At 45.9% G+C, this 17,529-nt stretch carries 20 protein-coding genes; 13 read left to right on the top strand and 7 right to left on the bottom strand.

Annotated features, from left to right (window positions below; translation table 11 throughout):
* Window positions 1-14 precede the first annotated feature (14 nt).
* From V7723_RS09930 to V7723_RS09945, 4 genes are all read left to right on the top strand, one after another.
* Window positions 15-863, top strand: coding sequence for an EamA family transporter (locus V7723_RS09930; RefSeq protein WP_335684308.1), 849 nt, complete (start codon window positions 15-17; stop codon window positions 861-863).
* A gap of 154 nt (window positions 864-1,017) precedes the next feature.
* Window positions 1,018-2,037 (top strand): putative 2-aminoethylphosphonate ABC transporter substrate-binding protein, encoded by a 1,020-nt coding sequence (locus V7723_RS09935; protein WP_335684309.1) that lies wholly within the window; start codon window positions 1,018-1,020, stop codon window positions 2,035-2,037.
* Window positions 2,038-2,139: 102 nt separating this feature from the next.
* Window positions 2,140-3,291 (top strand): putative 2-aminoethylphosphonate ABC transporter ATP-binding protein, encoded by a 1,152-nt coding sequence (locus V7723_RS09940; protein ID WP_335684310.1) that lies wholly within the window; start codon window positions 2,140-2,142, stop codon window positions 3,289-3,291.
* Window positions 3,291-5,306 carry a putative 2-aminoethylphosphonate ABC transporter permease subunit gene (locus tag V7723_RS09945; protein WP_335684311.1) on the top strand — a complete coding sequence of 672 codons (2,016 nt, stop codon included), beginning with the start codon at window positions 3,291-3,293 and terminating at the stop codon, window positions 5,304-5,306. Before V7723_RS09940 ends, V7723_RS09945 begins: the two co-directional genes overlap by 1 nt.
* Window positions 5,307-5,329: 23 nt before the next feature.
* Here V7723_RS09945 and V7723_RS09950 read toward each other — a convergent pair whose 3' ends face one another.
* From V7723_RS09950 to V7723_RS09980, 7 genes are all read right to left on the bottom strand, one after another.
* On the bottom strand, window positions 5,330-5,722 hold the full coding sequence (locus V7723_RS09950) for a flagellar basal body rod protein FlgC (protein WP_335684312.1): 393 nt from the start codon (window positions 5,720-5,722) through the stop codon (window positions 5,330-5,332).
* A 93-nt stretch (window positions 5,723-5,815) separates the two neighbouring features.
* Window positions 5,816-6,145, bottom strand: coding sequence for a hypothetical protein (locus V7723_RS09955; protein WP_335684313.1), 330 nt, complete (start codon window positions 6,143-6,145; stop codon window positions 5,816-5,818).
* Between the two features lie 12 nt (window positions 6,146-6,157).
* Entirely contained in the window at window positions 6,158-6,685 is a 528-nt protein-coding gene (locus V7723_RS09960) for an EndoU domain-containing protein (RefSeq protein ID WP_335684314.1), read from the bottom strand.
* Window positions 6,672-7,454 (bottom strand): flagellar type III secretion system pore protein FliP, encoded by a 783-nt coding sequence (gene fliP / locus V7723_RS09965; protein ID WP_335684315.1) that lies wholly within the window; start codon window positions 7,452-7,454, stop codon window positions 6,672-6,674. The genes V7723_RS09960 and fliP overlap by 14 nt, the downstream gene beginning before the upstream one ends.
* Window positions 7,451-7,753, bottom strand: a complete 303-nt coding sequence (locus V7723_RS09970; protein ID WP_335684316.1) for a flagellar biosynthetic protein FliO — start codon at window positions 7,751-7,753, stop codon at window positions 7,451-7,453. The genes fliP and V7723_RS09970 overlap by 4 nt, the downstream gene beginning before the upstream one ends.
* Before the next feature lie 80 nt (window positions 7,754-7,833).
* On the bottom strand, window positions 7,834-8,127 hold the full coding sequence (locus V7723_RS09975) for a hypothetical protein (RefSeq protein ID WP_335684317.1): 294 nt from the start codon (window positions 8,125-8,127) through the stop codon (window positions 7,834-7,836).
* On the bottom strand, window positions 8,117-8,437 hold the full coding sequence (locus tag V7723_RS09980; RefSeq protein ID WP_335684318.1) for an EscU/YscU/HrcU family type III secretion system export apparatus switch protein: 321 nt from the start codon (window positions 8,435-8,437) through the stop codon (window positions 8,117-8,119). Before V7723_RS09980 ends, V7723_RS09975 begins: the two co-directional genes overlap by 11 nt.
* A gap of 381 nt (window positions 8,438-8,818) precedes the next feature.
* Here V7723_RS09980 and V7723_RS09985 point away from each other — a divergent pair, with 381 nt between their 5' ends.
* The 9 genes from V7723_RS09985 to V7723_RS10025 all read left to right on the top strand — a co-directional run bounded on the left by V7723_RS09985 (window position 8,819) and on the right by V7723_RS10025 (window position 17,435).
* Window positions 8,819-9,388 carry a DJ-1/PfpI family protein gene (locus V7723_RS09985; RefSeq protein ID WP_335684319.1) on the top strand — a complete coding sequence of 190 codons (570 nt, stop codon included), beginning with the start codon at window positions 8,819-8,821 and terminating at the stop codon, window positions 9,386-9,388.
* Window positions 9,389-9,545: 157 nt separating this feature from the next.
* Entirely contained in the window at window positions 9,546-9,947 is a 402-nt protein-coding gene (flgB, locus tag V7723_RS09990) for a flagellar basal body rod protein FlgB (RefSeq protein ID WP_335684320.1), read from the top strand.
* Between the two features lie 24 nt (window positions 9,948-9,971).
* Window positions 9,972-10,379, top strand: a complete 408-nt coding sequence (gene flgC, locus V7723_RS09995; protein WP_335684321.1) for a flagellar basal body rod protein FlgC — start codon at window positions 9,972-9,974, stop codon at window positions 10,377-10,379.
* Window positions 10,380-10,401: 22 nt separating this feature from the next.
* Window positions 10,402-10,731, top strand: coding sequence for a flagellar hook-basal body complex protein FliE (locus V7723_RS10000; RefSeq protein ID WP_335684322.1), 330 nt, complete (start codon window positions 10,402-10,404; stop codon window positions 10,729-10,731).
* A 37-nt stretch (window positions 10,732-10,768) separates the two neighbouring features.
* A complete protein-coding gene (gene fliQ / locus V7723_RS10005) occupies window positions 10,769-11,032 on the top strand; it encodes a flagellar biosynthesis protein FliQ (protein ID WP_335684323.1) in 264 nt (87 codons plus the stop codon).
* 17 nt (window positions 11,033-11,049) lie between these two features.
* A complete protein-coding gene (gene fliR / locus V7723_RS10010; RefSeq protein ID WP_335684324.1) occupies window positions 11,050-11,811 on the top strand; it encodes a flagellar biosynthetic protein FliR in 762 nt (253 codons plus the stop codon).
* A gap of 6 nt (window positions 11,812-11,817) precedes the next feature.
* Window positions 11,818-12,894, top strand: coding sequence for a flagellar biosynthesis protein FlhB (flhB, locus tag V7723_RS10015; protein WP_335684325.1), 1,077 nt, complete (start codon window positions 11,818-11,820; stop codon window positions 12,892-12,894).
* A gap of 9 nt (window positions 12,895-12,903) precedes the next feature.
* A complete protein-coding gene (locus V7723_RS10020; RefSeq protein ID WP_335684326.1) occupies window positions 12,904-15,405 on the top strand; it encodes a PAS domain S-box protein in 2,502 nt (833 codons plus the stop codon).
* A gap of 149 nt (window positions 15,406-15,554) precedes the next feature.
* The gene (locus tag V7723_RS10025) at window positions 15,555-17,435 is read left to right on the top strand and encodes a C1 family peptidase (RefSeq protein WP_335684327.1); all 1,881 of its coding nucleotides are present in this window, start codon (window positions 15,555-15,557) and stop codon (window positions 17,433-17,435) included.
* The last annotated feature ends 94 nt before the right edge of the window (window positions 17,436-17,529 follow it).

Genomic DNA, 17,529 nt, shown 5'->3' on the forward strand with positions numbered 1-17,529 from the left:
TCGGATGGCTATTTATGGGGGATCAAGCGGAAACGGCGCTTTATTTGGTGCTAGGTGCCGCTTTCCTCCATGCCTTCTGGAATGCGTTGATCAAGGGTTCAACCGATAGTACGCTGGTTCTCGGCCTGATCTCTCTCGCACATGCCTTAGTTGGCGTTGTTATGATTTTTTTATTTTTGCCACCTGCGGCCGAAAGTTGGCCGTTTATTGCGGCCTCGACATTTATTCACTTTTTTTACTATGTTTTCCTGCTGCGATCTTATCGGTTTGGTGACTTATCTCACGTCTATCCGATATCCAGGGGCGTTGCGCCAGTTTTGGTAACACTCGGCGCGCAGGTTTTTGCCGGCGAGACACTCCCACTACTGGGTTGGATCGGTGTCGTAATGGTGTCCCTTGGCGTCAGCATGCCTTCTTTGAAATCTGGCCTGAATTCCATTCATCCAAAAGCTCTAATATCAGCGATCGCAACCGGGATATTCATCGCGAGCTATACCGTGGTTGATGGGATGGGGGTGCGGGCATCTGCTAGCCCCTTTGGGTATATCGGATGGCTGTTTTTTCTAGAGTTTATTGTTGCCGGATTTGTTTTCTATCGACGGAGATACCAGTTGCAACTTACGTCTCGGACAGTTTGGTCTGTTGGTTTCATAGGCGGGATCGCCTCTGCCGGTGCCTACGGGTTGGCAATCTATGCAAAATCTATTGCGCCGCTGGGGGCGGTCTCGGCTGTACGAGAGTCCAGCGTTGTTATCGCGGCATTGATTGGCATCATCTGGTTTCATGAACGTCCGTGGAAGATTCGCCTAATATCGGCAGGAATAGTCGCATGTGGAGTATTAGTTTTATCGAAGGTTATATAATTTAACGTTATGCATTCATAAGTATAATAGATTTCGTCTATTTGTCATATTACTGCAATATAAAAATTAGAGGTTTGAGTTCTCAATTTTCAATTGAGATGCTACCTTTAATAATGAGGGATAAAATATCCTTTAGACAGGGAGAAACAAGAAAATGGCAATTACATCTAAACTGGTTTTGGCAGCGGCGACTGGCCTCTACATGACCTCCACAGCAATGGCAGTGGATCTAACGGTTTACACTGCGGTTGAAGCTGAAGATCTCAAGCGATATGCGGAAGCTTTTAACAAAGTACATCCGGACATCAAAATTAACTGGGTTCGCGATTCCACGGGTATCATCACGGCGAAGCTGCTGGCGGAAAAAAACAATCCGCAAGCTGATGTCGTATGGGGCCTGGCAGCGACGTCTCTGTTGCTCATGAAGGCAGAAGGTATGCTCGAAGCCTATGCACCTGCAGGCGTTGACAAGCTCGATCCGAAATTTGTTGATAACAGTAACCCGCCTGCATGGACTGGCATGGATGCCTGGGTTGCCGCTGTTTGCTACAATACGGTTGAAGCTGGTAAACTTGGCCTGACGCCTCCCAAAACATGGCAAGATCTAACAAAGGCCGAATATAAAGGCCACGTGATCATGCCAAACCCCAATTCTTCCGGCACAGGCTTCCTGGACGTTTCCAGTTGGCTGCAAATCTTCGGTGAAAAGGGTGGCTGGGAATATATGGATGGTCTGCATCAAAATATTGCGCGCTACACGCATTCTGGCTCCAAACCATGTAAATTAGCGGCAGCTGGTGAAATTCCAATTGGAGTTTCTTTTGCCTTCCGCGGTGCCAAATCGAAAGCCGCTGGTGCTCCGCTTGAAATTATTGTTCCAGAAGAAGGTGTCGGCTGGGATATGGAAGCGACAGCAATTATCGCTGGTACTGATAAGCTGGATGCCGCCAAAAAGCTCGTTGATTGGTCCATCACGAAAGATGCAAACATGCTTTATAACACTGGTTACGCGGTTGTCGCATATCCAGGCGTAGCCAAGCCTGTTAAGTTTTTCCCAGATAACCTCACGGAAAAAATGATTGATAATGATTTTGAATTCGCGGCGAACAACCGTAAAGCAATTCTTGCCGAATGGCAGAAGCGTTATGATTCAAAATCAGAACCAAAAAGCTAATCTGCTTTAGGAAATATTAGAAGGCATCGCATGCGCGGTGCCTTCTTTTTTTAAAACCGAATTTTTCGAAAGTGAGAGGATGCGGGACCAATGGGGACGCAGATGAGCAACGCTTTACCTGATCGAGGGGAAGCCTATCTTCAAATTTCTGGGCTTTGGAAAGCCTTTGGAGATTTCTTAGCACTAAAAGATATTTCGCTGACGATTGAAGAAGGTGAGTTTGTTTGTTTCTTAGGCCCGTCCGGTTGCGGAAAGACAACATTGCTGCGTGCAATTGCAGGATTGGATTTGCAAACTTCTGGTGAAATTATTCAGGCCAAGCAAGACATTTCTATTTTGCCACCTGCCGAGCGGGATTTCGGTATTGTTTTCCAGTCCTACGCACTGTTTCCTAATCTAACTATTGAAAAGAATATTGCCTTCGGATTGGAAAATGCGGGTTTGGCAAAAGCTGCTATTACGGCACGCGTCACGGAGCTATTGGAATTGGTTGGGTTGCCGGATCAAGGAAAGAAGTATCCGGCTCAGCTTTCCGGGGGACAACAACAACGAATAGCTTTGGCTAGAGCCATAGCCATGTCTCCGGGCCTGCTGCTGCTTGATGAACCTTTATCTGCCTTGGATGCCAAGGTGCGGGTGCATTTACGGCATGAAGTGAAAGATTTACAACGGAAACTTGGTATTACGACCGTCATGGTTACTCACGATCAGGAAGAAGCTCTTTCAATGGCGGACAGGATCGTGGTCATGAATCACGGGGTGATCGAACAGATTGGATCACCAACGGAAATATACCGAGAACCTGAAACACTGTTCGTGGCCGATTTTATCGGCGAGATGAACCAAATACCGGCTGTCACGCAGGTAGATGCCGATCAGGATTATAATCTTGTCAGAATTGGTGATTTGGCGGTTCGATGTTCCGATCATGGTTTTACTGCGGGGCAATCAGTTGTTGCCGCTATTCGGCCGGAGGACATTATCCCTCACGGACCTGGCGCACGGTCAGAAGGGGCGGTTGACAAGATTGCGGAGCCAGACAATGCCGTCAACGTTCAGATCAGCGAAATGGAATTTCTAGGCTCTTTTTGGCGGACTAGGCTGAAGGCAGGCAATTTGGGAGGCGCCGAGCTAATAGCCGATTTTTCGATTAACGCGGTACGTCGAATGGATATGGCGGAAGGTAAAGACCTTGTCATAGAAATACCGAGTAAGCGGTTGAAAATATTTGAAAACCCGGTGGATACTGAATAATGTCCCTAGCAGTTTCCGCCAAACTCCCATCCGGTAAGCCATTATCAGCTAAACTTGGACGCGATGACATTATAATGCGCGGGTTCATACTCGTTATCGCATTATATTTGATCATTACATTAGCTTTTCCACTTTATGCAATGTTATCAAAGGCTTTTTCGACATTTCAATTTAATTTGGCGCAAATTGAAATACAGGTCAGTGATGAAAGTGGTAATTTTGATGGCCCGATCTTGTCTGCAGCAACTCTTAATCAGGAGTTGGGTGCGATTCCGGCAGGCGAAATGGCGACCAGCTCTGATGGTCGTTTGGCGTTAACGCCTTTATTTCCAGATTTCAGCTTTCGCAGTACGGTACACTACAAGGTAAGGGGAACTTCGGACGACGCCGTTTTTCTGATCGGTTCTGAACGCAAAACCGGCACGGACTGGGAAGAGGTCGATTCAAATACTTTTAGAAAAGTGGTTTTAAGACCGGTTAAAGATGTCGGGATAAGTAATTTTCTGACTTATTTTTCAACACCTTCGTTGTTTCGTTCTATCCAGAATTCCTTATTTATTTCGATCGTCAGTACCGTCATAACTGTTAGCTTGGCCTTTGCGTTTGCCTATTGTTTGAGCCGCAGTTGCATGAAGTATAAAGGGGCCTTTCGGCTTATAGCGATGGCACCGATCCTAGTGCCGTCCTTGCTGCCGGGCATCGCTCTTGTTTACCTGTTTGGCAATCAAGGCATGTTGAAATCAATGATGATGGGGGAGTCCATTTATGGGCCCTATGGCATTGTCCTGGGGTCGGTCTTTTTCACATTTCCCCATGCAATGATAATCATTACGACAGCATTAGCCATTTCTGACGCGCGGCTATACGAAGCGGCCATTTCGTTGCGAGCGAGTGCTTGGAAAACCTTTTGGACGGTTACCATACCCGGTGCGAGATATGGACTAATTTCGGCTGCATTCGTCGTCTTTAATCTTGTCATTACGGATTTTGGTCTGCCAAAGGTTATTGGGGGCCAGTATAACATGTTGGCCGTTGATATTTATAAGCAGGTTATTGGTCAGCAAAATTTTGAGATGGGCGCAGTTGTATCCGTCGTTCTCTTGATGCCAGCTTTTCTAGCGTTTTTTGTGGATCGACAGGTCCAAAAAAAGCAAGTGGCCCTTTTATCTTCAAGATCAGTTGTATATGAACCTAAACCCGACAAGCGATTTGATTGGAGCTGCTTCACCTATTGTTCGCTGGTCGCTCTTTTTATTATCGCGATTTTGGGCGTTTGCCAATATGCGGCGGTGATCAAATTTTGGCCTTATGATCTTTCGTTGAGCCTGAAAAACTATAACTTTGATTTAACCGATGGTGGAGGTTGGGAAGCTTATAGTAATTCTATCAAACTTGGCTTGTTGACGGCTTTCTTCGGCACAATTGTGGTCTTTACTGGCGCTTATATGGTGGATAAAACACGCGGGTTTGCGGCGGGCCGGGGTTTGTTCCAATTCCTCGCCATGTTACCCATGGCCATCCCCGGCATGGTCCTCGGGCTCGCCTATATTTTCTTTTTTAACAATCCAGATAATCCCCTGAATGCGATTTACGGTACGATGACGATCTTGGTTATTGTTACTGTGACCCATTTCTATACGGTTTCGCATTTAACTGCCGTTACCGCTCTCAAGCAAATGGATGGGGAATTTGAATCTGTTGCAGCGTCTTTGAAACAACCGTTTTACAAACTGTTTGCAAGGGTGACGGTACCAGTATGCCTGCCGGCCATATTGGATATTGCCATATACTTGTTCGTCAATGCGATGACGACTGTGTCGGCCGTGGTTTTTCTTTATTCATCGGACACGACACTCGCATCCGTTGCGGTTTTGAACATGGATGATGCGGGGGATGTCGCGCCCGCGGCGGCAATGGGGATGATGATATTCTACACCAATGCATTCGCCCGAATAGTTCATCTGCTGTTGTCGAAAGGTATACTGAAGCGAACGCAAGCCTGGCGAACGCGTTAGCTGAGTAACCTATCGAATGGCGTCTATGTTTTTATGTCCAGAACCGCCTGTTGCATGTCATCCCAGATCTCGAACATCTTTAAATTGGCCTTGTAGCTGTGCAGGGCTAATTGTTGGGTGACAATTTCCTCGGCAAGATCAACATTCGGCACTTCAATCAGTCCGTCTTCGTTAGCGAGAGGGTTCTGTGGGGCGTAGGCGATCACAGTTGCAGGATTGCGTTCGCGGATGGTGACTGTTGGACTTCCATCAGCGCTACTGGTTTGTACAGCTTCAACTGCATCATATGCCTTGCCGGAACTTTCCGCGCCCGGTGTACCAACGGTGCCATAGTTAGCAACATTACGTGCAGAAGCCTCGACCGTCTTCGAAGCAGCGTGTAGTCCGCTCAATGCAGAACCAGCAATTGACAACATAGGCATCTCCTATCGCTAAAAATTTAGACAAACTTTATGCGAATATATGATTTCTAATATGCACCTTTTAGAGGTATAATTATTAACAAACTATTAAGATGTATTGCGAGAGATAAGTGCCTTTTCCCATTCGTCGAGGAAAAAAGTAAAGTCGGAAATAGGGCCCATAACCCATGTACTTACCGTCTGATACAAGGGTGTCACCGCATAAACAGTCTTTGTAACCTTGAGGCAGTGGGCATTTCCATTAATTTCAAATGAGCCGTTTGAGAGTTTATCAATTGATTGTTTAAGATAGTGAATAAAGGCTGGATCTTCCTGAATCTCAGATTCAAAAAAGTCGCTTAAAATATTGTTTGTAGGTGTTATTTGGCATTTCAATAATCCGGATTGAGAATCCATGTGTATGGAAATTTTTGCCATTATATCATTCCTTTACTCGGCAACATATAAAGGATAAGCCGTATTAATTGCCCCATCATCATACCGGTATCCCTCTATGTAGAACCCATAGCCTGATTTACCACGCCATTTTGCACCTTGGCCCAATTCACTTTGTGACGCAGCTTTCAGAACAGCTTTTATAATCTCCTGCCTTGATAAACGCTTTGGAAACAGGCTGGAGAATTTGTCTTTCCATCTATTTTCCCGGATATCAAAGATCTCTATAATCGCTGTGGTAACTCCTGACCTGTTTGGCCCAGATAGAATTTCCTTCACCCTCGAGTTAGGGTACCCATTTTCGGGTGGGAACACATGAAATCCAATAGGTTTTCCTCGTCGGTTGATTTCCCCTTCAAAAATGTGGGTTACATTAATGGCGGGGTCCGTATCAGACCAAATTGACCGAGAAGTGGCCGGAGCTGAAGTCTCAATTAGAGCCCAGAAAAGCGCCAGACAAAGTAGACTAAAAATCAGAAGAAGAGTAACCCGCTTCGTTTTGAGTAAACTAGGTAGCGCCATTGACAAAGCTCTCCACCAAGCTTTTGGCTACTAGGTTCCAGCCATCGACGAGAACGAAGAAAATAAGCTTAAAGGGGAGGGAGATCATAACTGGTGGCAGCATCATCATACCCATGGACATCAAAATAGAGGCAACGACCATATCAATGACAACAAAGGGGACAAACAGAAGAAAACCAATTTCAAAGGCTCGTTTTAACTCACTGATCATAAAGGCGGGAATCAAAACCTTTAAAGGCACTTCTTCTGGTGTCGCGATTTCTTCAGTCGCACTTAAATCCATAAACAGGAGAATATCTTTCTCCCGTGCATGTTTGAGCATAAATATTTTGAAAGGTGTTGCGACACGTTCAAAGGCTTCTGTTTCGTCAATTTCTTCATTTACCAAGGGCACAATGCCGCTCTCATAAGCGCTCTCGAACGTAGGCGCCATGATGAAAGCAGTTAGAAACAAAGCGAGGGAGATAATAACAACATTCGGAGGCGTCGTCTGAACACCGATGGCACTACGGAGTAGGGACAATACAACGATCAGCCGGGTAAACGACGTCGTTACGATCAGTATGGCCGGCGCTAAGCTTAAAACGGTCATTAAAACGACCAGTTGGACAATCCGACCTGTTAAGGGGCCTGCGTCGTCGCCGAGATCGAGGGATAGAGATTGAGCCAATGCATTAAACGGAATAATTAGCGTTAGCAATAATAAAGGTGGAATTAGAAAGAGAGCTTTTCTTCGAAACAAACGACTTTTTACTGGCAAATTGATCATTTCTCTTGTGCGTCCATTTCGGGCTCGACTTTTGATGTCGGGATGTTTTGCTCAACAACCAGATCACGTTCTGGCCCAAGAAGCAATAAATGCTCCTGATCATCTCGTCTGACAAGGACAAGTCGGCGCTTGGCGTCGACAGACATTACATCAGAAATTGACAGCCGTTTTGGGCTTCCTGGCTTTCTGTCAGCCCTTGCGACCACGCCAAATTTTCGGGCAGCCAAAGTCACTAACGCAATGAGCCCCAAAACAATAAGGAGACCTACAAGGTATTTTACGTATTGTAACGGATCCATCTACTTGCTATTCACCTAACCTAATACCCCCCTCGGATCGGCGGTTGAACTACCCTAACTTCCCCGGTTCGATTTGAAAACTATTCTTTCGCTCTAGGGCCGTCAAGAATGTCGATATTATGAGTTATGAGATCGTGCTGCATTTGGACATCGCGCGAGAGATCATCCAAAGCCGTAATGACATTGTTTAAGAGTTGGGATAATTCCAGTCTCTGATCAGGCGCAGCAATCTGAACCCTACGGTGAATATCCACCACTCTTTCTGGAAGCGTCGCAATATCGATCATCGAACCTTCTTGAGTTTGTAGGCGATATCGGGAAATATCTGCATGTAGAGCAGTAATGTCCCTTTCAACATTTTCGTTATTCATCATTCGTAAAACTCAGATCTGGTACCGTTTTGTTCTGGCTTCGGTATAAATAGGACAATATCTCTGAAACAGCAGCGAAAGCTTCCAATGGGATGGGGCAGTCGACTTCAATTTCTGACAAGATCTGAACAAGATCAGAATCTTCTCGGACCTTTACACCATGATCGAATGCCAATTGCAAGATCTGCTCGGCGACAGCTCCTTTGCCGGTTGCCGAAATTTTTGGAATTTTCGAACAAGTGCCTTCATAGTTGATAGCAACAGCGATTGCATCTGTCGATCCTGGAATGGGTTCTCGATCGTTTGCGCTCATAATATTTGTCACCTTGCGGAACGTTGAACTTTTGTTCTACTAGACTATGGTTAAAAAATATTTACCTTCTCTTCACGTGCAAAAATTGATGACGATCACAGCTTCTCAAAAAGTTTCTAAAATCCGCTTGCATGTCCTTAAGGGAAAGATTATGTTGCCGCTCGCTGGATGATATAACTCATCCCATTGAGTTTCTCCGGCAAATTGCAAATCGAAAATTGGAGTTTCACTCCTCTTTGCATAGCTGCTTTAGAATGTATGTCTTTGACGACAGAAATGACCCATCTCAGCAAAGATGAGGTCGCCAAAAGTTGAGCGCTTGAGCGTTCAAGATGTCCTGAACTCGCGTACCGCGCTTGAGAGAAAGAAAAGGAAGAATATATGAGTGATATGGAAAATGTGTTGAATGGTAAAAAAATTGCTATTCTTGTTGCCAATGGCTTTGAAGAATCACACATGACCAGCCTGCATAAAAATCTGGTCACGACCGGTGCAGAAGTAAAAATCGTGTCCCCGGAAAAAGGTGTTGTGAACAGCTGGCATGGTAACGGTTGGGGACATTTCTTCCCGGCAAATGCGCATCTCTCCACATCCATGTCTCATCATTATGACGCTGTCGTAATTCCGGGTGGATCACGTCATGTCGCCCGGCTTTCTGCAAATCCTCAAACAGCCCGATTCATGCGCGGTTTCATGGAAGACAATAAGCCTGTCGCCTTATTGGATGATGCTCCAAAAATTCTCGCCGCGGCGGAATTACTTGAAGATCGTTCTGTAAGCGTAATTGAAGATGCCCAGGAAGCTGTAACGGAGGGCGGTGCAACCGTCGTCGATACGATGCTTCATGTAGATGATATGCTGGTTTCCGCAAAAGAAGAGATCGGACCCATGATCGAAAAATTTGCAGATTGTATTGTAAAATATGAACCGGAAGCTTGGGAAGCGGCCTAACGCTTTTAACTAAACCGTCTAATAATTGGAAAACGCTGCCAGATATGGTGGCGTTTTTTTGCTTGAATACCTGTTGCTCTCGCATTTTTACGGAATATTAACGATCATTGCTTAGCCTAAGATCAGGAAAAACCGCAAAGATAAAGCGAACTGCATCATGAATTTGGAAAAAATTCCTCTATTCGCGGCCTTAACGGAACGCATGAAGTGGCTGACAGCACGACAAAAAGTGCTGTCGCAGAATGTCGCAAATGCGGATACGCCCAATTACCGCGCCAAGGACCTGAAACCCCTTGAATTCAAAGAGATGATAGCGAAGCCAGAGGAACAACGCTTTCGTATCAATAGAACCAATGGCTCGCATATCCATGTGAAGGAAAGCGTTAATTATGAAACGCGTGTCAACAAAGATGTTAGCGAAGTCACGCCGACCGGAAATGCCGTTATTCTTGAAGAAGAAATGATGAAAGTCGCGGAAACACAGATCCAGTACGAATTGACGACGACATTATACAAGAAAAATTTAGGGATGTTGAAAACAGCCCTTGGCCGTCGATAGAGGCCAAACAGAGGATATATCGCCATGGACTTACTTAAAACAATGTCAATATCAGCCTCGGGCATGCACGCCCAGGGTAAGCGAATGCAGATTATTTCGGAAAACCTGGCCAATAAGGATTCTGTGGGCAAGACAGCAAACGAAGATCCTTACCGACGTAAAGTTCTTTCTTTTAAAAACGTATTGGATCGTGAAAGCGGTGTCACCAAAGTTCAGGTTGGGCGAATTACCGAAGATAGATCTGAATTCGATTTGAAATTCGAGCCAAGTCACCCTGCTGCCAACGAAGATGGTTACATTAAGCTACCAAATGTCAATTCATTGGTTGAAATGATGGATATGAAAGAAACACAACGGTCTTATCAGGCCAATCTAGGTGTTATCGATGCGTCTAAGAAGATGATCATGCGGACCCTGGATATCCTTAAGTAAGAACTGAACGAAAGAAACGAGAATGGTGGATACAAGCGCAATATCAGCGACACAAGCCTATTCAAGAACAATGGCAAATGGTGTCGGCGGAAATAATTCCGGGACCACCGTTGGTGCCGACGAAATGGTCAATGGACAAAGCTTTGCCGAAATGTTGGCTGATGCCGGTGGCGCTGCTATCGAAAATGGTGTGGCTTCTGAACAGGTTAGCCTGGATGCAACGACGGGAACGGCCGGCCTTGCAGACATCGTGACAGCCGTGAGTAATGCAGAAGCGACCTTGGAAACTGTCGTTGCTGTACGTGATCGTGTAATTCAGGCTTATCAAGACATCATTAAAATGCCAATCTAGGCTGTAAGGTAAAATACAGCACAAGGATTTAAGCAAAATGACTCCGACAGATGTCGTTGATGTGGCGCGAGAAGCGATTTGGGTTCTTTTGGCAGTAGCCGCTCCCGTAATGCTCGTGGCACTGTTAGTTGGATTGGTTGTTGCTCTAATTCAAGCATTGACGCAGATACAGGAAATGACGTTGGCATTCGTTCCTAAAATCCTCGTAATGTTTCTCTCATTGATAATTTTTATGCCTTTCATGATTTCGACAATGATCGGTTTCATGGAGCAAATAGCGCAACGGATTTCTGCCCTATGAAATGTGGTGTTGTGTAAATGCTCGACGAATTTCTCACCATTAATATTTTCGCGTTTCTTCTGGTCTTTACGCGACTTGGAACCGCCTTTATGGCTGCGCCGGGGTTTGGTGAAGGATTTATCAACCCGCGCGTTCGTCTGACGATTGCATTGGCTGTCAGTTTTCTGGTCATGCAATTTGTCGCTGACAAAATGCCTGTTGAACCAGCAACGCCAGTCGAATTGCTTTTGCTCCTGACAGGGGAGGTTCTCATTGGCTTGATAATGGGGGGGGCTTTGCGCATGGCTCTGAGTAGTCTGCATGTGGCCGGAACGATCATTGCGCAACAATCCGGTTTGGCGGCAGCCCAGTTTTTCGATCCAGGTCAAATGACCCAAGGTTCAATCACCAGTACATTTCTGACGATGATGGGTCTGACAATGATTTTTGTTACAGATTTGCACTATCTGTTTCTGCAGGGCACTTTTGCCAGTTATACAATTTTTCCAGTAGGAGAGCTCCCACCACTCGGTGATTTGAGCATGCTGGTAACGAGTTTCGTCCAAGGGTCTTTCAAACTGGGTTTTCAAATTGCGTCCCCATTTCTGGTATTTGGCCTGACTTTTTACATTGGCGTTGGTCTCATCAACAGATTGATGCCACAGGTTCAGGTTTTCTTCGTTGCTATGCCGTTGCAAATCGTCCTTTCCTTTGCCATTCTATCGATTACCATCGGAGCGGGAATGATGTGGTTTCTGAACTACTATGAGGAAGCGCTGATCCGCTTTCTGGGAGAGTAGGGACGGATGGCGGACGATAAAGATGATGCTCAAAAAACGGAGGAACCGACCGCCAAGAAACTGGAGGATGCCTTTAAGAAAGGGCAAGTACCTAAATCACAGGAAGTTGGTCATTGGTTCATGACCATTGGCATTACAATTGTTGTCATGATATTCATCGCCGGACTGGGCAACTCCCTGACTTTCGACTTACTAAAATTTGTTGAGCAACCTCACGCTATACCGATGGACAGGTATCATCTGGGAACTCTTTTCGGAGACCTTGGATGGGCCGTTGTGTCGGTGGTTGGGCCTGCTATTGGTGTCTTGATGCTTGCCGGGTTTCTGGGAAATATTGTTCAACATCGGCCGGTTTTTTCTGCAGAACGGATTAAACCGAAGCTTGAAAAACTCTCCTTATTAAAAGGCATGAAGCGTTTGTTTTCGCTGAAGTCTGTAATGGAATTTCTGAAGGGGATTTTGAAAATATCATTAGTTGGCGGGATTGCCTTTCTTTTCGTCTCACCAAGAATGGAAGAACTACCGATCATTGTGTCGTACGACATACCGCAGGTCCTTGTATTGATACAGGAGCAATCTCTCCTGTTGTTGGCAGGCGTTGTAGCCGTGATGAGCGTTATAGCCGGCCTTGATTTTATCTATCAGCGGTTCAATCACTATAAAGAATTGCGGATGACCAAACAGGAGATCAAGGACGAGCATAAGCAAACTGAAGGCGACCCCATGATCAAATCACGGTTGCGGGCAATTCGCATGGAAAGGTCCCGCCAACGTATGATGCAGGCGGTTCCCGAAGCTGATGTTGTGATCACCAACCCGACCCACTTTGCAGTTGCACTCAAATATAGCCCGGACGATGAAAGAGCCCCGGTCGTAGTGGCCAAGGGGCTGGATAATATCGCCTTTAGAATACGTGACATTGCAAACGAGAACAAAATACCAATCGTCGAAAATCCTCCGTTAGCGCGCGCTTTACATAAAGCATGTAATCTTGATGAAGAAATACCTTATGAGCATTTTAAGGCTGTTGCTGAAATAATTGGCTATGTTATGCGTCTCAATAAACAGAAATACAAGAAGTAGGTCCGTGTAATGGTGGAAAGAAAAACCAGGCAACCAAGGAACAGGCGATTTTCTGTCGGCCTAGATGCCCGGCAGCTGGCAGCGGCGTTTTTCCTCGTCGCGGCACTTATTGTCGTTTCTGCTCTTTTGGGGCAAGAGCTTGGGCCGCTAAATATTATTATTCTTAGCGCGATGGTCGTCGTCGCCATGGGGTTAGGCCTTTGGTATTTGATTTTTCATGGTCTGCGGCGGGCGGCGAGTGGTAATCTTGAATTGCTTCTTGAGGTTATATCGACGAGCCCGGAAGGTCGGCTCATAACAACAAAGGACGGAATGTATGTGGCGTCGAATAACGCCTATTTGAAGCTCCTTGGTTTGCCCATCCGCGGAACACGGAAAACGCTCAAGGATATTTTAACGGATGATCCGGAAGCCGCCCACCAAGTCAGCCAGATTCTGAAGACTGCAGTGTATGAGGGGTCATCGGGCCCGCGGACCGACATTCAAATGAAAAGTGGACGATGGCTGTCAATTCTGGCGCATTCGATTGAAGCTATTCCTGAAAATATCATTTGGTACGTAACGGAAACCACCCGCCAACATCGGCAGGAGGAAGACGAACGCATCGAGCGGCAAAAACTCTCTGAGTATTTTAATAATGCGCCCGTTGGATTTTATTCACTGGATGGCGACGGCAAAATACAATTCGTCAATCGGATTTTCGCGGAGTGGCTCGGGTATCATCAGGACGAACTAGTAAATGATGTGATGAATTTTTCTGACCTCATCATTCAAAATAGTGACGATCAACTGACTTTCATGGAGGATTTGACAGAGGCTGGTCAACTATTTGAAGGAGAAGTAGATCTGCGGCGGAGAGATAGCACGGTTCTTCCTGTTCATATCACGCAGACTATTGTCCGAGACGACGCTGGCAATGTTCTCGGTTCGAGGTCGGTAGTCCGCGAGCTCTTACAGGAACAGGAATGGCGGGAGCGGGTAGCAAGTGCTGAACTCCATTTCCGGCGTTTCTTTGAAGCCGCGCCCATCGGAATCGTCCTGCTTGACGGTGATGGTGTTGTAATTGAAGGAAACCCGGCTTTCCGGGCGTTAACGGAAACAGTCTTGAATAGTGCAGTTGGTAGTCACGTTACCGAGCTCGTTCAGTTTGAGGATCAACCTCATTTGCAACATAAACTTGAAGCGGCTTTTGTTAGTTCTAGTGCCTCAACCCCGATCGAAGTGAAACTAAAAGGAGGGGCCGAGCGCGCCGCAAACTTGTATATAAGTGCCATCGCCGGAAGCGATGAAAATTCTGGCCGGTTCCTGGTTCATGTCGTCGACACGTCCATTCAAAGAAATCTCGAAGTTCAGTTTGCACAAAGCCAGAAAATGCAGGCAGTTGGCCAATTGGCGGGCGGCATTGCTCATGACTTTAATAATCTGTTGACGGCGATGATTGGCTTCTGTGATCTGCTAATGCTGAAACATCAAGTGGGAGATCCCTCTTATTCTGATATCAATCAAATAAAACAAAACGCCAATCGCGCCGCCGGCCTAGTCCGTCAACTATTGGCTTTCTCACGTCAGCAAACGTTGCGACCTGAAGTAACGGATTTGACAGATGTGTTGGCAGAGCTTTCCAATTTGTTGCGTCGTTTGATAGGAGAAGCCATTCAGCTCAAAATATCGCATGCACGAGATCTGTGGTTAGTGAAAGTTGATAGAGGGCAATTTGAACAGGTTATTATCAATCTGGCGGTCAACGGTCGGGATGCTATGTCTGGGGATGGACAATTAACTTTCGAGACCGAGAACCTGACCATTACGGAGCGGGGCAAAGAATATCATGAACTTATACCGCGAGGAGATTATATTCAGGTTAAAGTTTCCGATACAGGGACTGGTATTCCTGACGATGTTATCGAAAAAATATTCGAACCATTTTTTACAACAAAAAAAGTAGGCGAGGGAACTGGGCTGGGATTGAGTACTGTTTACGGCATTATCAAACAAACGGGCGGCTTTATTTTTGCTGAGAACAATACAGAGATACCAGGAACAACATTTTATATTTTCTTGCCGCGGTATATGGACACAGCAGAAGCGGTAACCGGGGAGGAGGCGCCGTTGCAGGTTCACCGAGACCTGACGGGGACAGGTACTATATTGCTAGTGGAAGATGAAGATCCAGTTCGATTGTTCGCGGTGCGGGCGTTGCAGAATAAGGGATACAATGTCCTGCAGGCGGATTGCGGGGAAACCGCACTGGAGGTTGCCGCGGAACATGATGGTGAAATTGATCTGTTGATAACAGATGTGGTTATGCCGAATATGGACGGACCGACACTCGTTAAAAATGTTTTGGCGAAGAAACCAGATATGAAAGTTATATTTATTTCAGGGTATGCTGAAGACGCGTTCCGAAAAGATCTCGATTATGATGTTAGCAAAATCGATTTCTTGCCAAAACCGTTCTCTTTGAAGGAAATTGCCAATAAAGTAAAAGAGGTGATGTCCCGGGATCAGTAACTATTTCCCCGTCTTATCGCGGGATAGAATTATTTTCAAACATCTCATCCTTAAAAGTTCCTAACAAGTTACATATCCGTACCGCTGTTTAATTCTGCACAGTGATTGAGTGCATGATATAATGGTCATGTATCAGGGAGGATATTATCATGGCAAAATTGAAAACAACGAATATTGTCACCGTTGCTGGTAAAGAACGCATTTTGAATGTGCGTCGTGATATGCCGGACATTAGGGACCGAATGTACGAACCGGCCCTTGTCCAGCTCGCAAGCGAAGTCGATAATCGAAGCTTGGGAAATGTTGTTGATCAGAAAACAGAGGGATCCTGTACTGGACATGGTCTCGCGGCTGTCATCGATATTTTGTATGCACAAGACGGACAGGAACATTTTAAAAGTAGTCGACGCATGCTGTATGAAATGGCAAAGCGGCATGATAAGTGGCCGGGGCAGGATTATGAGGGATCGAGCTGCCGTGGGGCCATACGTGGTTGGAAGAATATGGGCGTCTGCTCGGAAGAGGACTGGCCGTATGTAGACGGCAAGCCGGACGATTTAACAGTCAATCGGGGCAAAGCAGCGCGCCGTAATACGTTAGGAGCCTACTATCGAATTCGCCCCGAAATTGCTGATTATCACGCCGCAATAAATGAAGCCGGCGCAATTTTCGTGTCTGCGCGGATCCATGACGGCTGGATTGATTTAAAAGGAAGTCGGAGTAAACTTGCAGAAATAGAAATGGCAGGGGAACCAAGGGGTGGACATGCTTTGGCTATTGTTGGATATAACGCTAACGGGTTCATTGTTCAAAACTCCTGGGGAAGAAGTTGGGGATCTTCCGGCTTTGCTCTTTGGCCATATCTCGACTGGATAGAAAACATCAGTGATGGCTGGGTTTTCCGTCGAGCATTACCGACTCCCCAAATTTTTGGTCGTCGGGCAAAATCTGCTTTTGTGAATGAAGCGGAAGCCAATAAACTTGCGCCGCGGCGGAATGATATTCTCGGTCATTTTGTCCATCTTGATAATGGAAAGTATGAGGAAACCGGTACCTATTGGAGCAATGCGAAATATATAGAGGAAACCGCAGATTTTATTGCGAAACGTGCGAAAGATGAAGACGGCGGATATAAGCATTTATTGATTTACGCTCACGGTGGGCTGAATGATCCAAAGGCCTCAGCTAACCGGGTCGCCGAATTGAAAGAAGGGTTTAAACGCAATGGCATCTACCCGTTTCATATCATGTACGATACCGGTCTTGTAAAGGAAGTTACAGATGCCGTTAAACGTGCCTTCGGTGATAGCGACGACAAAACCAAGGGGTTTGTTGACTGGATTACGGACCAGATTACAGATGTGACGGATAACGTAATTGAAGATTTGATCCGATCACCGGTAACGCCGGTGTGGGATGAGATGAAACGGGATGCGAGACTTCCTTTCGAAGCCGGAGATGGGATCCATACCATCAATACATTCGCTACCGCGTTGAAAGGTACCAGAATGCAAATTCATCTGGCAGGACATAGTACCGGTGCGGTTTTATTGGGGCATTTCCTCTCGGCTGTTGATAGTCTGGAACAACCCGATATTATTAAAAGTTGCAGTTTGATGGCCCCCGCCTGCACCGTGGATTTTTATAACAAAAAATATAAACCGCGATTGGGGAATGCGGATGCTTCATTGACCCAACTTCCCAAGCTCAATATTTACAATCTGGATGAAGATCTCGAGTTGGACGATAATGTTGTTTATGCCTACCGCAAATCGCTATTGTGTTTGGTATCAAGAGCGCTGGAGCGAGTGCCAGAAAAGAAAATACTGGGTATGAAAGCGTATTCCAAACGATTGAAAGCCAAAGGGCTGACATTTTTCTATTCCGAAGAGGGAAAAACGAAAACAACAAATAGCACGAGCCATGGCGGGTTTGATAATGACCCCAATACAATGAACCATATTATGAAAACGATACTTGGAACACCCCCTGACAAGCCATTTACGGAAGAGGAGATGAAGGGGTATTAGGATTTGCCGTGCTGGGTAATTATGCTGCGAAGAAAAATAATGCACCCTCTGATTTTGCGGTAATATGGTAAATACTGGCAGCCTTTTTCTCCGA

Origin of the sequence: Sneathiella sp. (assembly GCF_036960985.1) — a bacterium.
Lineage (GTDB): Bacteria > Pseudomonadota > Alphaproteobacteria > Sneathiellales > Sneathiellaceae > Sneathiella.